This window comes from Nitrospira sp. (assembly GCA_015709715.1).
Taxonomy (GTDB): domain Bacteria; phylum Nitrospirota; class Nitrospiria; order Nitrospirales; family Nitrospiraceae; genus Nitrospira_A.
Genome location: CP054184.1, coordinates 1,009,491 through 1,024,268 on the forward strand (window position 1 = coordinate 1,009,491; position 14,778 = coordinate 1,024,268).

Here is a 14,778-nt window from a genome sequence, read left to right on the forward strand (position 1 = left end):
ACGACGATAGGCGTATCGTCGTGGCATTTTGATTCATCCTTCGGCAGAGGTCGAACCCTTTTCTGGAGCCTCTTTGGTCTCAGCCGTGGGAGCATTGGGAGTTGTCGCCGCTACGGGTTTGGCTTGCCTGGCCACCAGTTCAATGGCAACCATCTCGGCTCCATCACCAATTCGGCGACGGGTCCGAATGATCCTGGTATATCCGCCCGAGCGGTCACGAAAGCGTCCGGCCACATCGCTAAACAGTTTTGAGACAACATCCTTGCTACGCAAGAAACTGAGAGCGCGGCGGCGGGCCGAGAGACTGCCGTCTTTTCCAAGAGACACCATCCGATCGGTAAACCCTCTGATCTCTTTTGCCTTGGCTTCCGTCGTCTCGATTCGCTCCTGTTCCAGTAAGGAGGTCACCAGACTCCGGAACAGAGCCCAACGGTGTTTGGTTTGACGCCCAAGCTGTCGACCCTTCTTTTTATGGCGCACGGTAGCCTGTTCCTTTCTTACTCTGAACGCACGCCTGCGTCGCCGGACGGCAAGGCGTCGACCTTCATTCCGAGACTCAATCCCATTTCCGTCAGGATTTCTTTGATCTCGTTGAGCGACTTCTTTCCGAAATTCTTCGTCTTCAGCATTTCCGCCTCGGTCTTCTGCACCAGATCGGCAATCGTCTTGATATTGGCGTTCTTCAAGCAATTCGCTGCGCGGACCGAGAGCTCCAACTCATTCACGCTTCTGTAGAGATTCTTATTGACCTCGGACGAAAGATCTTCAGTGCCGACGGACGGCTTGGCATCCGAACGCTCCTCCGGATTGATGAAGATGTCTAAGTGTTCTCGCAGAATGCTGGCAGCGTTGGACAACGCGTCTCGCGGAGAAATCGTTCCATCGGTCCAGATTTCAAGAGTCAACTTGTCGTAGTCGGTCATCCGGCCGACGCGCGCATTCTCAACATGAAAATTCACTCGCTTGATCGGCGAAAAAATAGAATCGACGGCAATGACGCCGATGGGAAGCCCCTCTTCCTTGTTCCGCTCAGCAGGCACATACCCACGCCCATGCTTGATCGTCATCTCCATATCCAAGATGGCGTCCTTGTCCAGCGTGGCGATATGCAAATCAGGCGTCAGAATCGCCACATCGCCGTCGTGGATGATGTCGGATCCTTTTGCTTCTCCCGGGCCCTTTTTCTTCAGACGAATCGTCTTGGGCTTATCGCCCTGTAATGCCAACCGAAGGCTCTTTACGTTGAGAATAATCGAGGTGACATCTTCGGTTACACCTGGAATCGTGGAGAATTCATGCAGTACGCCTTCGATCTTGACGGTCGTCACGGACGCCCCGGTCAGGGAAGACAACAAGACGCGACGTAGGGAATTACCGACGGTGGTGCCAAATCCTCGTTCAAACGCCTCTGTCGTAAATCTGCCAAATGTCGGGGATAGAGTGTCCTTGTCGACTTCCACCCGCATGGGGATTTGAAAGTCTTTCATCGCTTTAATCATGACTCCCCCTTCAGTAACTCGTGTGAGCCCATCTATCGTTCAGCCGCGATCGGGAGAGACCAACACTCCCCAGCCCGGTCCGATTAGCGCGAATACAATTCCACGACCATTTGTTCGTTCACCGGGAGGACAATGTGCTCCTTCGTCGGAAGCGATCGAATGGTCCCTTTATAAGCGGTCTTGTCCAGTTCCAGCCACTCCGGAATCCCACGGCCATCCACAGCGGCCAGCGCCCCCTGGATCGGCATGATTTCCCGGCTCTTTTGACGCACTTCTATGGAATCACCGGCTTTCACCAAGGCCCCGGGTGCCTTGACCTTTCTGCCGTTCAACATCATATGACCGTGGTTGACCAACTGCCGCGCCTCCTTCCGAGAGGCTCCAAATCCCAGCCGGTACACCACATTGTCCAACCGGCATTCCAAGAGCCGCAGCAGCGTCTCGCCCGTGACGCCAGTTTGGCGTTCTGCGCGCTCAAAAATCCCTCGGAACTGCCGCTCCTGCAAGCCATAGATTCTTTTGAGTTTCTGCTTCTCGCGCAACTGCAGGCTGTAATCCGACGTCCGCTGGCGAGCCTGACCGTGCTGTCCGGGAGGATAACTCCGGCGCTCAATGGCGCACTTCTCGGTCATGCAACGAGATCCCTTCAAGAAGAGCTTCTCGCCTTCTCTTCGACACAACCGACAGACAGGTCCACTGTATTTTGCCACGCTACTACCCCTCCTCTACCTCAACGAATCCAATACGACTCAATCGGCAACTACGAAGTTTGACGAATCCCTGACTGCGGTTAGACACGGCGCCGCTTCGGCGGGCGACAGCCGTTGTGGGGAATCGGCGTCACATCACGGATCAGGTTGATCCGCAACCCCGCACTCTGCAGAGACCGAATGGCCGACTCACGCCCAGCACCGGGACCGTTGACGTACACGTCGATCTGGCGCATACCGTTTTCCATCGCTTTGCGCGCCGCCGCCTCGCCAGCCCGTTGCGCCGCGAATGGAGTGCTTTTCCGGGACCCCTTGAATCCCTGGTTTCCCGCGCTGGCCCATACCACCGTGTTGCCGCTCATGTCCGTGATGGTCACGATCGTATTATTGAACGACGCCTGGACGTGGGCCACGCCGCTCTGAACGATCTTGCGCTCTTTCTTCTTTCCCTTCTTCACACTCATAATCTCTCCCTCAGCACCTTACGGCTGGTCGCGCCCGATATTCGTTACGCTCCAGTGGGCTTCTTAGGTTTACTTCCCACGCCAGCACGTCTCCCTTTGCGTGTCCGTGCATTCGTCCGCGTCCGCTGTCCGCGAACCGGTAATCCCCTGCGATGACGGAGCCCGCGAAACGTGCCGGTGTCCACCAATCGCTTGATGTTCATCGATACTTCTTTTCGCAAATCTCCTTCCACCCGGTAGTCACGCTCGATTACCTCGCGAATTTTGACGATGGCGTCTTCGCTGACATCCTTGACCCGGACCGAACCGTCAACGCCGGCCTTCTCCAAGATCGCTCTAGCAGCGGCACGGCCTATCCCGTACACATACGTCAACCCAATATCGAGCCGCTTTTCCCTCGGCAAATCTACGCCTGAAATACGCGCCATAATGTCCCTCTCAATCGCTCCTACGCGGTGGCTGGCTGTTGAACTCCGCCTCGACTTTTAGCTTCAAACAAAGCACGCTCATGCTACAGGCAGCCGCCCAATGATTATCCTTGCCGCTGTTTATGCCGAGGATTGGCACAGAGTACCCGAACGACCCCACGCCTCCGCACGATTTTGCATTTCGCACAAATCGGTTTTACAGAAGACTTAACCTTCATGACGATTCCATTTCTCCACTACTTGAAACGATAGGTGATTCGCCCTCTCGTCAAATCATACGGCGAGAGTTCCACAGTCACCTTATCGCCGGGAAGGATCCGGATGAAATGCATCCGCATCTTACCCGAAATGTGAGCCAAAATTTTATGCCCATTTTCCAATTCGACTCGAAACATGGCATTGGGCAGCGTTTCCGCCACCGTCCCGGTCACTTCTATGACATCTTCCTTGGGCACCTAGCGGTCTGCCTTCCCTCGTTAATGCGACAACTGCGAAAGGATACGGGCTGGTCCTGATGGTTGAATGGCGATCGTGTGCTCAAAATGAGCCGACCAACATCCGTCTTGTGTCACGGCCGTCCATCGATCTTCCAAGATCCTAATTGCGCTCGTCCCCATATTCACCATGGGTTCAATCGCCAACACCATGCCGACTTGCAGACGCGGCCCCTGCCCCGGACTGCCATAATTCGGAACCTGCGGCTCTTCATGGAGTTGGCGACCGATCCCGTGCCCAACAAACTCCGTGACCACCGAAAATCCTGCCTTCTCAACATGCGCTTGGATCGCATGCGACACATCGGACAGCCGGTTACCGACTACAGCCTTGGCAATTCCTTGGTACATCGCTTCTTCCGTCACTTGGATAAGACGCAAGGCTTCTTGACTCGCAGTGCCGACGGGAACTGTGACGGCAGAATCCCCATAAAACCCTGACACTATGGCGCCTAAATCCAACCCGATAATATCGCCCTCTTTTAAGCGCCGTTTCGATGGAATGCCGTGCACAACCTGTTCATTGACCGACGCACACAGGGTCTTCGGATAGTTGCGGTATCCCTTAAAAGCCGGGATAGCGCCACGTTTGCGAATACCTTCCTCCGCCATACGATCAAGGTCGTCGGTGGTCATCCCAGGAGCTACCTGCCCCCGTAACAGCTCGAGTACTTCAGCCACTACGCGAGAGGCCTCCGCCATCAACGCCACTTCATCCGGCGTTTTGAAGACAATCATTTTGACTGAATTCCGCTTAAGACCTGCGTCAAGCGACTATAGACGTCTCCCATCACACCCGATCCGTCAAGATCGGTCAGGACCTGCCGACCCTGATAATAGGCAATCAAGGGAGCCGTCTGCTCGTCATAGACCTTTAAGCGGGCCTCAATCGTCTCTGGCTTGTCATCGCTACGCTGGATCAACTCGGCGCCGCATCGATCACAGATTCCACTCGTGCGGGGCGGGGCGAAATCCACGTGAAAGACACTTTGACACTTCCCGCAACTCCGTCTTCCGCTGAGGCGCTTCACGATATCGTGCCTGGAGACGCGGAAGTTGATGACTCGATCCAACCCCAGGGATCGCCGTTCAAGGATTCGTCCCAATTCTTCCGCCTGCTGAACCGTGCGAGGAAAACCGTCCAGAATGAACCCCTGGCTACAGCGTGAATCGTCAAGTTTTGCTTCCACCATGCCAATCACTACGGCATCGGGAACTAACTTGCCGGCATCCATGTACTTCTTGGCTTCGAGCCCCAGAGGCGTGCTATTTCTGACTGACTCCCTTAACAAATCACCGGTGGAAATTTTCGGCCACCCGTATTGAGCGGTCACCCGATCGGCTTGCGTTCCCTTCCCGACTCCTGGAGCACCTAGAAAAATGAGACGCATCTATACTTCCTTACGAGGTTCGACCTCGAAGTTTCCCCTTCTGCAAGAACCCATCATAGTTGCGATTCAGTAGGTGCGATTCAATCTGCTGAGCCGTATCCAGCCCTACACCGATGACGATGAGCAGGGACGTTCCTCCGAAATAAAACGGCATATTCAGCTTGTAGATCAAAAACTCCGGGATTACGCAAACAATGGCCAAGTAAATGGCCCCGGCAAAAGTGATCTTTGTGAGCACGGAATAAATGTAGTCCGACGTCCGCTGCCCTGGCCGGATACCGGGCACAAAGCCGCCGTACTTCTTGAGGTTGTCAGCCATGTCCACCGGATTCATAACGACTGCGGTGTAAAAGAAACAGAAAAAGATGATCAGCCCCACGTACATCAACGTGTAGAGTAACGAGCCTGGCGCGAGCTGCGCTCCTATGGCCTTGATCCACGGGGTTTCAAAAAATCCGGCGATAGTCGCGGGGAAGGCGATGATCGAGGACGCAAAGATCGGTGGAATCACGCCCGCCGTGTTGATCTTGAGCGGAATATGCGTGCTTTGCCCTCCATACACCCTTCGACCGATCACCCGCTTGGCATATTGCACCGGTACCTTGCGTCGCCCGCTTTCAAGGAAGACGATGGCAGCCACCACGGCAAACATGACGAGTGTCAACGCGGCCAAGAGCGGAAAACTCAGTTGTCCGACCTTGTAAAGATCAAAGGTCTGCGCGACCGCAGCCGGCAGACGTGCGACAATACCTGCAAAAATGATCAAGGAAATGCCGTTGCCGATCCCGCGCTCGGTGATCTGCTCACCGAGCCACATCAGGAAGCCGGTCCCTGCACAAAGGGTAATCACTGTCATGAACCGGAATCCCCATCCAGGATTCATGACGAACGCCCCCTGATTCATTTGTTCAAGCCCGACCGCGATTCCAAACCCCTGAATCAGTGCGATGACAATCGTGCCGAAACGGGTATACTGAATGATCTTTTTGCGCCCTCGCTCACCTTCTTTCGCCAACTTCGACAGGTGCGGAATCACGACCGTCAGTAGTTGGAGGATGATCGACGCGCTGATGTACGGCATAATGCCCAGCGCGAAAATCGTGAGTCGAGAGAGTGAGCCCCCCGAGAAAATATCCAAGAACCCGAGGAGGGCTCCCCCTTGTTTCTGAAGAAAGTCAGACAGGGCCTCGCCGTTGATACCCGGGGTTGGGATGTGCGCGCCCACACGATACACGACCAACATGCCCAACGTAAACAATACGCGGGTGCGCAACTCGGGGATCTTAAAAATGTTCTGAAAACTGGTGAGGAGACGCTCAAACACTGGGAATGACCTCGGCCCTCCCTCCAGCTGCCTGAATCTTTGCCTCCGCCGACTTGCTGAACTTGTGGGCCTGGATCACCAGCGGCTTATTCAGCTCGCCCTGAGCCAGGATCTTGATCAGCTGTCCTTTGCGTCGCACAAGGCCTTCATTCATCAAGAGTTGAGGCGTAATTGCTTCTGTCGTCTCCAATGCCGCCAGGCTTTTAAGATTCACGATCGCATATTCGGTACGGAATGGATTGGAGAATCCGTACTTGGGAACCCGGCGAATCAACGGCATTTGGCCGCCTTCAAACCCAGGCTGCTTCCCACCGCCCGATCGGGCCTTTAAACCCTTGTGCCCCTTCGTCGCCGTCTTTCCATGGCCTGACCCAGGCCCACGGCCGATACGCTTCCGTCGTTTGGTCGCTCCCTCAGAGGGAGCCAGTTCATGTAACTTCATTGCGGACTCACTTCTAATAGGTAACCCACCTTCGCGATCATACCCTTCACTTGGTCAGTGGCCGGCCTGGATACGGTAGCATTCAATTTGCGTAATCCAAGTCCACGCAACACTAATCTGTGCTTATAAGGGGTTCCAATTGGGCTTCGTTTGAGCGTGATACGCAGGGCTGGCTGAGCCGCACCTGCCTTCTTTTCGGTCGTCATTAGATTCACACCTGCGCTTCGACACCGACAGCTCGACGTAACCGCATCATCTCTTGCGGATCACGAAGCTGCTGGAGTCCTTGAATGGTCGCCCGAACAGCATTGAAGGGATTGCCTCGCCCCAATGTCTTGGCGATGATATTATGTGCTCCTACCAACTCCACCACCGCGCGAACCGCGCCACCGGCGATAATACCGGTGCCGTCCGCGGCTGGCTTCAGAAGAACATGTTCTGCACCAAACAATCCATGTACTTCATGAGGAATCGTTCCGTCTTTGATTGGAACCCGGACTAGGTGTTTTTTGGCTTGTTCGACGGCTTTTGAGATAGCAACCGGAACTTCGGCAGCCTTCCCCTTTCCGACCCCGACATACCCCTGTCCGTCACCAACAACGACGAGCGCGCAAAAGTTAAAGCGTTTTCCGCCCTTCACCACTTTGGCGACACGATTAATGAATACCACCTTGTCTTTAAGGCTTAACTCTTCGGGATTGACTCGCACAACGTCACACTCCTTTAAACCGTCCTGTGGGGTAGAACGACCGGCTTAACTTGACAACTCCTCAGTTCAAACGCCCTAAAACTCCAAACCGCCTTCGCGCGAAGCTTCTGCCAACGCCCTAACCCGTCCATGGTACAAGCGGCCACCACGATCAAATACCACCTTGGAGACCTTGGCAACCCTTGCCCGCTCCGCAAGTAACTTACCTACTGCTTTGGCGCCCTCAATGCTCCCGGTAGACTTGAGTGAGGTTCGCAACGTCTTATCCATCGTTGAGGCGGCGGCGAGGGTACAGCCTCGGAGGTCATCGATGATTTGCGCATAAATGTGAGCACGACTTCTAAAGACAGAGAGGCGAGGACGTTCCGTGGTTCCGACGACAGACTTCCGAACTCTCAATTTTCGACGCTGCAACTTCCTATTTTTTTCAACGATATTCATGGCTCTCTCTACTTACCTGTCTTGCCTTCCTTCTTACGTAGCGCTTCGCCTGCGTATCGAATCCCTTTTTGTTTATAGACATCGGGTGGCTTGATAGCACGAATGTTCGCGGCAACCTGCCCAACCAGTCGCTTGTCTATCCCCTTGATGGAGATCAATGTTTGTTTATCGACCTTCACATCAATGCCCACTGGCACCGCATAGATTACCGGGTTGATATACCCGACATTGAAACTCATCTCACGACCCTGCATTTGAGCCTTGTATCCGACCCCGGTGATCTCGAGAGACTTCTCATACCCCTTCGTAACCCCGTAAATCATATTACTGAGCTCGGCACGAACTAGTCCGTGCAACGCCCTCGTTTGCCTGGCGTCTCCGTTTCTATCGACGACCAACTGGCCGTCTTTGACCTGAACAGACAATCCTTCCGCCAATCGCCAGTCAAGCTTGCCCATCGGCCCTTTAACCGAAACCAGTGGACCTGCCACTTTGACATCGACTCCGCTGGGAACTGCGATTGGTTTTTTTCCTATCCTCGACATACGAACCCCGTTGCCTTCCTGCCGGTTTCAACCTAGTAAGAGCATCCCTATCCCGCTTACCATACCGAACACAGCACTTCACCGCCAAGGCCAGAGCGCTTGGACTCGCTATCGGTCATGACGCCTTTCGATGTCGAGATGATCGCCACGCCGATGCCATTGCGAACCTTCGGTACGTCATCACGTCCAATATACACTCGACGACCAGGCTTACTGATTCGCCTCATTCCGGTGATCATCGGTCGATTTTGCTCCACATAACGAAGCTGAACGGAAAACATCGGATGACCATCTTCCTGAATTTCCCCATAACCTTCGATAAAACCTTCTCGACCGAGGATATTCAGGATCTGGCCCTTGAGTTTTGATGCGGGGATCTTGACGACATCATGGCGTCGTCGACCGGCATTTCCAATTCGCACAAGCAAGTCAGCAATCGGATCAGTAATCATGCAATCCTCTTCATCAACAAGGCTTCGGCAACCTGGCACTTACCAGCTGGATTTCCGCACTCCGGGGATCTCACCCTTGAGACTCAAAAACCGAAAACAGATGCGACACATGCGAAACCGGCGCAAGTACCCTCGCACACGACCACAGAGTCCACAGCGATGATAATCGCGGCAAGCAAACTTTGACTTTGCAGCGGCCTTATTTTTCAACGCTAATCTCGCCACTCACTCCCCCTTGTCATTCATGACTGATTGTGGCCGCTCCAGGCTACGCGCGGAACGGCATACCCAGATGCTTCAACAGGGCCTTGCCCTCATCATTGGTTTGAGCGGTCGTAACGATGGTGATGTCCATCCCATGAATTGAGGCTACGCTGTCGTATTCAATCTCCGGAAAGATCAACTGCTCTTTCAGGCCAAGGGTATAGTTACCTCGCCCGTCGAAGGCCTTGGGAGAGACACCTCGAAAGTCACGAATGCGCGGGAGAGCCAAGGTCACCAACCGATCCAGAAATTCCCACATGCGACGGCTCCGAAGCGTAACCTTCGCCCCAATGGGCATCCCCTGTCGCAACTTGAATCCTGCGATTGCCTTCTTTGCCCTCGTGGTAACCGCCTTCTGCCCGCTGATGATGCCCAACTCGTTGACGGCGCTCTCCAGCAACTTGACGTTCTGAATTGCCTCCCCCATGCCCACGTTGAGCACAATTCGGTCGAGCCGCGGGACCTGCATCGGGTTGCGATACCCAAATTCCTTCATCAAGGCAGGCACCACCTGTTGCCGATAAGTATCCCTCAGGCGTGGCGCGAACTGGCTTTCTCCGCTCGTTTCCTGGGACACCTCAGGCGCTGCAACTTCCTTCTTAGAAGAAGGACGCGGAACAGACCCCTTACCGCCCTTACCTTTCTCTACTTTTGCCATGAACGTTTTTCCTGTTCGAACTATTCAACGGTTTCTTTTGATTTTTTGCTTAACCGACTGCGCCGCCCATCCTCCTGCCGCGTGATACCCAGTCGAGTCGGCTTCTTTGTGACCGGACACAGGAACATCACATTGGAAATGGCCAAGGGAGCCTCGCGTTCGATAATGCCGCCCTGTCGGTTACTTTGATTTGGTTTGGTGTGGCGCTTGATCATGTTCAGCTTCTCGACGACGATCTTGCCGCCGATGGTATCGACGGACAGGACCTTGCCGGATTTCCCCCGCTCTCGACCAGTCACAACGACCACCGTGTCGCCTTTGCGAATTTTCGTCTTGATTCGTGCCATCCCTACGAAAACCTTTCCATCTCGAACTACAACACTTCCGGTGCCAACGAGATGATCTTCATGAATTTCTTCCAACGCAACTCGCGGGCAACCGGCCCGAAGATACGAGTCCCCACCGGTTCTCCCTGCGCATTGATCAAGACGCAGGCATTACGGTCGAACTTAATGTACGATCCATCATCCCTTCGGACTTCCTTCGTGGTGCGGACAATGACTGCGCGACTGACATCCCCTTTTTTGACACCAGCCTGCGGGATTGCCTCTTTGACCGCAACCACCACGATATCGCCCAGAGAGCCGTACCGACGACGGGTGCCGCCTAGCACATGGAAACACATCACCTGCTTCGCGCCGGAGTTATCGGCGACATCCATGTATGTATAGTTCTGAATCATCCCCTGCCCTACTCGCTCATGCCCAAGGCGAAAGCCCCCAGGCGCTGCAATGTTATCTACTTTTCTGGTTGCCCCTTCACCATCACGCGAACGACCCGCCAATGCTTATCCTTACTGATCGGACGGGTCTCGATGAGCTGAACCCGATCCCCGATTTTGCACACGTTGCCCTCGTCATGAGCCTTCAGCTTGGTCAGCCGACGAAGCACCTTCTTGTAGATGGGGTGGATCACCGAACGCTCGACGGCAACGACGACGGTCTTGTTCATTTTGTTGCTGACGACATTGCCGTACCACTCACGGCGCGGTTGCTGAGCATCATTCATGTGTATCTTCTCTCTTATTTGACACCGGCTGCGCCGATCAGACCTTCGGCAGATTTTCGTTGACGGATGACGGTCTTGATCCGAGCGATGTCTCGCTTCGTGTTACGAATCTGCATCGGATTCTCAAGCCGACCCGTGCCGAGCTGAAATCTGAAATTGAACAGTTCTTGCCTCAACTGCTTTTCCTTTTCGCTCAGCTCGTCGACCGTAAGGCCACTTAACTCTTTCACATCCATAAAATCACCACCGTCAACCTAACTGCAGGTTACTGAATTTCTCCACGCACCACGAATCTGGTCGCGATGGGAAGCTTGTACGCGGCGAGACGCAAGGCCTCTTTCGCCACATCTGGAGCGACCCCGCTCATCTCATACATAATGCGTCCCGGCTTGACGACCGCCACCCAATACTCAGGGTTTCCCTTCCCCTTACCCATTCGAGTTTCGGCCGGCTTTTTGGTGATGGGCTTGTCTGGGAAAATCCTCGTCCACACCTGGCCGCCGCGCTTCACAAAACGGGTAATCGCAATCCGAGCCGCCTCGATTTGCCGACTGGTGACCCAGCCCGGCTCAAGGGCCTTCAAACCAAATTCGCCGAGAGTAATGGCGCCGCCACGGTAGGCCTTCCCCCGCATTCGGCCCTTCTGCATTTTTCTAAATTTGACTTTCTTTGGCGCTAACACAGCCCACCTTCTCCTTAATCGAGTTGCTTTAACCGAGTCTCCCGAGGGCCGACTCAGGCTTCAATTGCAGGGCAGGGAGAAGCTCGCCCTTGTAGATCCATGTCTTGACACCGATCTGCCCCATCGTGGTGTGGGCTTCAGCGAACCCGTAATCCACTTCCGCCCGGAGCGTGTGAAGAGGAACACGACCTTCGCGGTACCATTCTGTCCGTGCAATTTCAGCACCACCCAGACGACCGGCCACCATGATCTTGATCCCTTGGGCCCCGAGGCGAAGCGCAGACTGCACACTCCGCTTCATGGCTCGACGGAAAGCTACGCGCTTTTCCAACTGAGTCGCAACATTCTCGCTGACAAGCTGCGCATCCAACTCCGGCTTCTTGATTTCCTTGACCGTGATGTAGGCCTGACCAGAATATTCCTTTTCCAAGGCGGCCTTCAGCTTATCGACCTCCGCCCCTTTTCGTCCGATAATGATACCCGGGCGAGCGGTATGGATGATCACGCGAGTTTGGTCTCCGGAACGCTCAATCTCCACCTTCGCCACGCCTGCGTGATAGAGCTTCGCCTTCACCATTTTGCGAATCTTGATGTCCTGGTGAAGCAACTTGGCGTAATCCTTATCGGCATACCAACGCGAACTCCAGGTGTAGTTGTATCCGACGCGATACCCAATTGGATGTGTCTTTTGACCCATTGAAAATGAACCTCAATATAAATGTGCAGACATTACTTACCGGCACCAGCGGACGGCACAGCCACTGCGATGGTGATATGGCTGGTACGTTTCTGAATCGAATTGGCACGCCCCATGGACCTTGCGCGGAATCGCTTATAAATCGGGCCGCAATTCACGATGGCCTGCGACACCCACATGTCCTCGCTATCCCCCAGTTCTTTTTGCTCCGCATTCGCCACCGCCGATCTGAGTAGCTTCTCTACCACTCTTGCCGCATGCCTGGGCGTAAGCCTGAGCATGGCAAGGGCCCGAGGAACCTGCTGGCCACGGATCATATCGACGACCACGCGAGCTTTCCTCGGAGTAACACGAACGAATCTCAAATTTGCCTTAGCTTCTGCCATATCTCACCTTTTCGGAACCGGTCGGCCCCGCTCAAACAGATACCTTACTTAAGGGCAACCGCTTTCTCGGTCTTTGCCTGACCATGCCCCTTAAAGAACCTGGTGGGTGCAAACTCCCCCAACTTGTGGCCGACCATATTTTCAGTGACGAAGACCGGAATAAATTTCTTCCCGTTATGCACCGCAAATGTGTGGCCGATCATGTCGGGCACCACAGTCGATCGTCGCGACCAGGTCTTGATAAGCTTCCGATCCTTGGATTGATTCATCTGCTCGACCTTCCTGAGAAGATGATCATCCACAAATGGGCCCTTTGATACTGAACGAGGCATAGTCCGCTCCTACTTCTTCCTGCGCGCGATAATGAATTTGTCGGTGGCTTTATTCTTCCTGGTCTTATATCCCTTGGTAGGCGTACCCCAAGGCGACACAGGATGAGGATTCCCTTGCCCGGACTTTCCCTCACCACCACCATGCGGGTGATCAACAGGGTTCATTACGACGCCGCGAACATGCGGGCGCTTCCCTTTCCAACGTGACCGGCCGGCCTTCCCCACGACAATATTCTCATGATCCACATTACCGACCTGACCAACCGTGGCCCGGCACGATGCCAAAACCTTGCGCATCTCCCCGGACTTCAGACGAATCTGCACATATACCCCGTCTCGCCCCATTACCTGCGCAAACCCGCCGGCGCTACGAATCAACTGCCCCCCCTTACCAGGCCGCAATTCAATGTTATGAATTGTCGTACCTAGCGGAATGTTGGCCAAGGGCAATGCATTGCCCGGTCGAACTTCCGCTTCCGGCCCTGCCTCGACAAGGTCGTTTACAGCCAATCCCACAGGAGCGAGGATATATCGCTTTTCGCCGTCCCGGTAATACAGCAAAGCAATGCGCGAGGAGCGATTCGGATCATACTCGATCGCCGCAACCTTGGCAGGAATCCCGACCTTATCGCGCAAAAAATCGATCTGTCGGTAGAGACGCTTATGCCCCCCTCCACGGAATCGAATCGTCTGGCGTCCATCATTATTTCTGCCGCCCGTACGGAGATGAAAATCGGTGAGCGCCTTCTCCGGTCGCTTTTTCGTCAGCTTCTCATCCTTGAGTGCGGTCATACCACGTCGCCCAGGAGAGGTTGCCTTATACGCTTTCAATGCCATAACTGATTTACCTACTTGAAGATGAGCAAACCATTAACCTAGACGCTTTCGTACAATTCCAGCTTCTCACCCGGCTTCAAGGTCACGAAGGCCTTCTTCCAATCCGAACGCCTTCCCACGAAACGTCCCAAGCGCTTGACCTTGCCCTGCGTGTTCACCACGTTGACACGGGCGACTTTTACCTTGAGCAGCGTCTCCACCGCCTGGCGGATCTGAATTTTGTTGGCATTCGGATGCACCAAAAACCCAACCGTATTGCCCTGCTCACGGAGTGCCGTAATCTTTTCCGTCAGCAACGGCTGGATAAGCACCTGATGGAGGTCACCTTTCATGACCAAACCTCCCGGACACGATCCATTTCGCGTTGCGGAATAACCAATGAGTCGCAGCGCAATACATCATACACATTCAATTCCTCTGGCCTGACCAAGGTCACCTTGGAGAGATTCTTTCCAGCCTGCACAACATCCATCCGCCCCTCCCCGACAACCAGCAATACCGAGCCAGCCAGGCCCAACTGGGCCAATGCCTGAGAAAGCAATTTAGTCTTGGGCTGCGCGAGGGTGAGATCGGAAACCACAATGACATTTCCCTCAGCCAATTTTACAGAAAGAGCACTCTGCAGAGCGGCGCGGTACTTCTTTCTTGGCATCACGAACGCGTAACTGCGAGGTTTCGGGCCAAATACCGTCCCGCCGTGCCTCCAGACCGGAGAACGCAACGAACCAGCGCGCGCACGGCCCGTATGCTTCTGCTTCCATGGCTTCTTACCAGAGCCACTGACCTCGCCACGACGCAACGTGGATGCCGTTCCTTGGCGCCCACAGGCACGCTGCATGACGACTGCCTCATGGACAAGCGCAACACGCGACTCACATCCAAACACTTCGTTGGGCAACTCGATCGTGCCTACTTTGTTCTTTTTGGCATCAACAACATCAACTTTCGGCATAGC

At 54.4% G+C, this 14,778-nt stretch carries 29 protein-coding genes; all 29 read right to left on the reverse strand.

Going from position 1 to position 14,778, the window contains the following annotated elements; genetic code table 11:
• Window positions 1-33: 33 nt before the first annotated feature.
• The 29 genes from rplQ to rplD all read right to left on the reverse strand — a co-directional run bounded on the left by rplQ (window position 34) and on the right by rplD (window position 14,775).
• Entirely contained in the window at window positions 34-480 is a 447-nt protein-coding gene (rplQ, locus tag HRU82_04655) for a 50S ribosomal protein L17 (protein ID QOJ34283.1), read from the reverse strand.
• 17 nt (window positions 481-497) lie between these two features.
• Complete coding sequence (locus HRU82_04660; protein QOJ34284.1) at window positions 498-1,499, reverse strand: DNA-directed RNA polymerase subunit alpha; 1,002 nt, start codon at window positions 1,497-1,499, stop codon at window positions 498-500.
• Between the two features lie 83 nt (window positions 1,500-1,582).
• The gene (gene rpsD / locus HRU82_04665) at window positions 1,583-2,209 is read right to left on the reverse strand and encodes a 30S ribosomal protein S4 (protein QOJ34285.1); all 627 of its coding nucleotides are present in this window, start codon (window positions 2,207-2,209) and stop codon (window positions 1,583-1,585) included.
• Window positions 2,210-2,289: 80 nt separating this feature from the next.
• Complete coding sequence (gene rpsK / locus HRU82_04670; protein QOJ34286.1) at window positions 2,290-2,673, reverse strand: 30S ribosomal protein S11; 384 nt, start codon at window positions 2,671-2,673, stop codon at window positions 2,290-2,292.
• Window positions 2,674-2,717: 44 nt separating this feature from the next.
• Window positions 2,718-3,101, reverse strand: coding sequence for a 30S ribosomal protein S13 (gene rpsM / locus HRU82_04675; protein QOJ34287.1), 384 nt, complete (start codon window positions 3,099-3,101; stop codon window positions 2,718-2,720).
• Window positions 3,102-3,205: 104 nt separating this feature from the next.
• On the reverse strand, window positions 3,206-3,319 hold the full coding sequence (gene rpmJ / locus HRU82_04680; protein QOJ34288.1) for a 50S ribosomal protein L36: 114 nt from the start codon (window positions 3,317-3,319) through the stop codon (window positions 3,206-3,208).
• An 18-nt stretch (window positions 3,320-3,337) separates the two neighbouring features.
• Window positions 3,338-3,556 (reverse strand): translation initiation factor IF-1, encoded by a 219-nt coding sequence (gene infA / locus HRU82_04685; protein ID QOJ34289.1) that lies wholly within the window; start codon window positions 3,554-3,556, stop codon window positions 3,338-3,340.
• A gap of 21 nt (window positions 3,557-3,577) precedes the next feature.
• Window positions 3,578-4,333: a type I methionyl aminopeptidase gene (map, locus tag HRU82_04690; GenBank protein QOJ34290.1), complete on the reverse strand. Its 756-nt coding sequence runs from the start codon at window positions 4,331-4,333 to the stop codon at window positions 3,578-3,580.
• Window positions 4,330-4,986 carry an adenylate kinase gene (locus tag HRU82_04695; protein QOJ34291.1) on the reverse strand — a complete coding sequence of 219 codons (657 nt, stop codon included), beginning with the start codon at window positions 4,984-4,986 and terminating at the stop codon, window positions 4,330-4,332. Before HRU82_04695 ends, map begins: the two co-directional genes overlap by 4 nt.
• Before the next feature lie 10 nt (window positions 4,987-4,996).
• Window positions 4,997-6,310: a preprotein translocase subunit SecY gene (gene secY, locus HRU82_04700; GenBank protein ID QOJ34292.1), complete on the reverse strand. Its 1,314-nt coding sequence runs from the start codon at window positions 6,308-6,310 to the stop codon at window positions 4,997-4,999.
• Window positions 6,303-6,752, reverse strand: a complete 450-nt coding sequence (gene rplO, locus HRU82_04705; protein ID QOJ34293.1) for a 50S ribosomal protein L15 — start codon at window positions 6,750-6,752, stop codon at window positions 6,303-6,305. Before rplO ends, secY begins: the two co-directional genes overlap by 8 nt.
• Window positions 6,749-6,958 (reverse strand): 50S ribosomal protein L30, encoded by a 210-nt coding sequence (gene rpmD, locus HRU82_04710; protein QOJ34294.1) that lies wholly within the window; start codon window positions 6,956-6,958, stop codon window positions 6,749-6,751. The genes rplO and rpmD overlap by 4 nt, the downstream gene beginning before the upstream one ends.
• Before the next feature lie 5 nt (window positions 6,959-6,963).
• Window positions 6,964-7,461, reverse strand: a complete 498-nt coding sequence (rpsE, locus tag HRU82_04715) for a 30S ribosomal protein S5 (protein QOJ34295.1) — start codon at window positions 7,459-7,461, stop codon at window positions 6,964-6,966.
• 75 nt (window positions 7,462-7,536) lie between these two features.
• Window positions 7,537-7,902, reverse strand: coding sequence for a 50S ribosomal protein L18 (locus tag HRU82_04720; GenBank protein ID QOJ34296.1), 366 nt, complete (start codon window positions 7,900-7,902; stop codon window positions 7,537-7,539).
• Window positions 7,903-7,910: 8 nt separating this feature from the next.
• Window positions 7,911-8,447: a 50S ribosomal protein L6 gene (gene rplF / locus HRU82_04725; GenBank protein ID QOJ34297.1), complete on the reverse strand. Its 537-nt coding sequence runs from the start codon at window positions 8,445-8,447 to the stop codon at window positions 7,911-7,913.
• Between the two features lie 56 nt (window positions 8,448-8,503).
• The gene (gene rpsH / locus HRU82_04730) at window positions 8,504-8,899 is read right to left on the reverse strand and encodes a 30S ribosomal protein S8 (GenBank protein ID QOJ34298.1); all 396 of its coding nucleotides are present in this window, start codon (window positions 8,897-8,899) and stop codon (window positions 8,504-8,506) included.
• A gap of 39 nt (window positions 8,900-8,938) precedes the next feature.
• On the reverse strand, window positions 8,939-9,124 hold the full coding sequence (locus HRU82_04735) for a type Z 30S ribosomal protein S14 (GenBank protein ID QOJ34299.1): 186 nt from the start codon (window positions 9,122-9,124) through the stop codon (window positions 8,939-8,941).
• Window positions 9,125-9,167: 43 nt separating this feature from the next.
• Window positions 9,168-9,740, reverse strand: a complete 573-nt coding sequence (rplE, locus tag HRU82_04740; protein QOJ37110.1) for a 50S ribosomal protein L5 — start codon at window positions 9,738-9,740, stop codon at window positions 9,168-9,170.
• Window positions 9,741-9,841: 101 nt separating this feature from the next.
• On the reverse strand, window positions 9,842-10,168 hold the full coding sequence (locus tag HRU82_04745) for a 50S ribosomal protein L24 (protein QOJ34300.1): 327 nt from the start codon (window positions 10,166-10,168) through the stop codon (window positions 9,842-9,844).
• 26 nt (window positions 10,169-10,194) lie between these two features.
• Window positions 10,195-10,563 carry a 50S ribosomal protein L14 gene (gene rplN / locus HRU82_04750; GenBank protein QOJ34301.1) on the reverse strand — a complete coding sequence of 123 codons (369 nt, stop codon included), beginning with the start codon at window positions 10,561-10,563 and terminating at the stop codon, window positions 10,195-10,197.
• 56 nt (window positions 10,564-10,619) lie between these two features.
• Window positions 10,620-10,889 carry a 30S ribosomal protein S17 gene (gene rpsQ / locus HRU82_04755; GenBank protein ID QOJ34302.1) on the reverse strand — a complete coding sequence of 90 codons (270 nt, stop codon included), beginning with the start codon at window positions 10,887-10,889 and terminating at the stop codon, window positions 10,620-10,622.
• Window positions 10,890-10,903: 14 nt separating this feature from the next.
• Complete coding sequence (rpmC, locus tag HRU82_04760) at window positions 10,904-11,125, reverse strand: 50S ribosomal protein L29 (protein QOJ34303.1); 222 nt, start codon at window positions 11,123-11,125, stop codon at window positions 10,904-10,906.
• Window positions 11,126-11,154: 29 nt separating this feature from the next.
• Entirely contained in the window at window positions 11,155-11,571 is a 417-nt protein-coding gene (gene rplP / locus HRU82_04765) for a 50S ribosomal protein L16 (GenBank protein QOJ34304.1), read from the reverse strand.
• A gap of 28 nt (window positions 11,572-11,599) precedes the next feature.
• Window positions 11,600-12,268 (reverse strand): 30S ribosomal protein S3, encoded by a 669-nt coding sequence (rpsC, locus tag HRU82_04770; protein QOJ34305.1) that lies wholly within the window; start codon window positions 12,266-12,268, stop codon window positions 11,600-11,602.
• Between the two features lie 32 nt (window positions 12,269-12,300).
• A complete protein-coding gene (gene rplV / locus HRU82_04775; protein ID QOJ34306.1) occupies window positions 12,301-12,654 on the reverse strand; it encodes a 50S ribosomal protein L22 in 354 nt (117 codons plus the stop codon).
• 44 nt (window positions 12,655-12,698) lie between these two features.
• Window positions 12,699-12,986: a 30S ribosomal protein S19 gene (gene rpsS, locus HRU82_04780; protein ID QOJ34307.1), complete on the reverse strand. Its 288-nt coding sequence runs from the start codon at window positions 12,984-12,986 to the stop codon at window positions 12,699-12,701.
• A gap of 9 nt (window positions 12,987-12,995) precedes the next feature.
• The gene (rplB, locus tag HRU82_04785) at window positions 12,996-13,823 is read right to left on the reverse strand and encodes a 50S ribosomal protein L2 (protein ID QOJ34308.1); all 828 of its coding nucleotides are present in this window, start codon (window positions 13,821-13,823) and stop codon (window positions 12,996-12,998) included.
• Window positions 13,824-13,861: 38 nt separating this feature from the next.
• The gene (locus HRU82_04790; protein QOJ34309.1) at window positions 13,862-14,155 is read right to left on the reverse strand and encodes a 50S ribosomal protein L23; all 294 of its coding nucleotides are present in this window, start codon (window positions 14,153-14,155) and stop codon (window positions 13,862-13,864) included.
• Window positions 14,152-14,775, reverse strand: a complete 624-nt coding sequence (gene rplD, locus HRU82_04795; GenBank protein ID QOJ34310.1) for a 50S ribosomal protein L4 — start codon at window positions 14,773-14,775, stop codon at window positions 14,152-14,154. The genes HRU82_04790 and rplD overlap by 4 nt, the downstream gene beginning before the upstream one ends.
• Window positions 14,776-14,778: the final 3 nt, after the last annotated feature.

Coding starts and splice junctions, on each gene's coding strand:
- HRU82_04660 (QOJ34284.1), bottom strand. CDS start 1,499: ATGATTAAAGCGATGAAAGACTTTCAAATCCCCATGCGGGTGGAAGTC.
- rpsK (QOJ34286.1), bottom strand. CDS start 2,673: ATGAGTGTGAAGAAGGGAAAGAAGAAAGAGCGCAAGATCGTTCAGAGC.
- rpsM (QOJ34287.1), bottom strand. CDS start 3,101: ATGGCGCGTATTTCAGGCGTAGATTTGCCGAGGGAAAAGCGGCTCGAT.
- rpmJ (QOJ34288.1), bottom strand. CDS start 3,319: ATGAAGGTTAAGTCTTCTGTAAAACCGATTTGTGCGAAATGCAAAATC.
- map (QOJ34290.1), bottom strand. CDS start 4,333: ATGATTGTCTTCAAAACGCCGGATGAAGTGGCGTTGATGGCGGAGGCC.
- HRU82_04695 (QOJ34291.1), bottom strand. CDS start 4,986: ATGCGTCTCATTTTTCTAGGTGCTCCAGGAGTCGGGAAGGGAACGCAA.
- rplO (QOJ34293.1), bottom strand. CDS start 6,752: ATGAAGTTACATGAACTGGCTCCCTCTGAGGGAGCGACCAAACGACGG.
- rpmD (QOJ34294.1), bottom strand. CDS start 6,958: ATGACGACCGAAAAGAAGGCAGGTGCGGCTCAGCCAGCCCTGCGTATC.
- HRU82_04720 (QOJ34296.1), bottom strand. CDS start 7,902: ATGAATATCGTTGAAAAAAATAGGAAGTTGCAGCGTCGAAAATTGAGA.
- rplF (QOJ34297.1), bottom strand. CDS start 8,447: ATGTCGAGGATAGGAAAAAAACCAATCGCAGTTCCCAGCGGAGTCGAT.
- rpsH (QOJ34298.1), bottom strand. CDS start 8,899: ATGATTACTGATCCGATTGCTGACTTGCTTGTGCGAATTGGAAATGCC.
- HRU82_04745 (QOJ34300.1), bottom strand. CDS start 10,168: ATGGCACGAATCAAGACGAAAATTCGCAAAGGCGACACGGTGGTCGTT.
- rplN (QOJ34301.1), bottom strand. CDS start 10,563: ATGATTCAGAACTATACATACATGGATGTCGCCGATAACTCCGGCGCG.
- rpsQ (QOJ34302.1), bottom strand. CDS start 10,889: ATGAATGATGCTCAGCAACCGCGCCGTGAGTGGTACGGCAATGTCGTC.
- rpmC (QOJ34303.1), bottom strand. CDS start 11,125: ATGGATGTGAAAGAGTTAAGTGGCCTTACGGTCGACGAGCTGAGCGAA.
- rpsC (QOJ34305.1), bottom strand. CDS start 12,268: ATGGGTCAAAAGACACATCCAATTGGGTATCGCGTCGGATACAACTAC.
- rplV (QOJ34306.1), bottom strand. CDS start 12,654: ATGGCAGAAGCTAAGGCAAATTTGAGATTCGTTCGTGTTACTCCGAGG.
- rpsS (QOJ34307.1), bottom strand. CDS start 12,986: ATGCCTCGTTCAGTATCAAAGGGCCCATTTGTGGATGATCATCTTCTC.
- rplB (QOJ34308.1), bottom strand. CDS start 13,823: ATGGCATTGAAAGCGTATAAGGCAACCTCTCCTGGGCGACGTGGTATG.
- HRU82_04790 (QOJ34309.1), bottom strand. CDS start 14,155: ATGAAAGGTGACCTCCATCAGGTGCTTATCCAGCCGTTGCTGACGGAA.
- rplD (QOJ34310.1), bottom strand. CDS start 14,775: ATGCCGAAAGTTGATGTTGTTGATGCCAAAAAGAACAAAGTAGGCACG.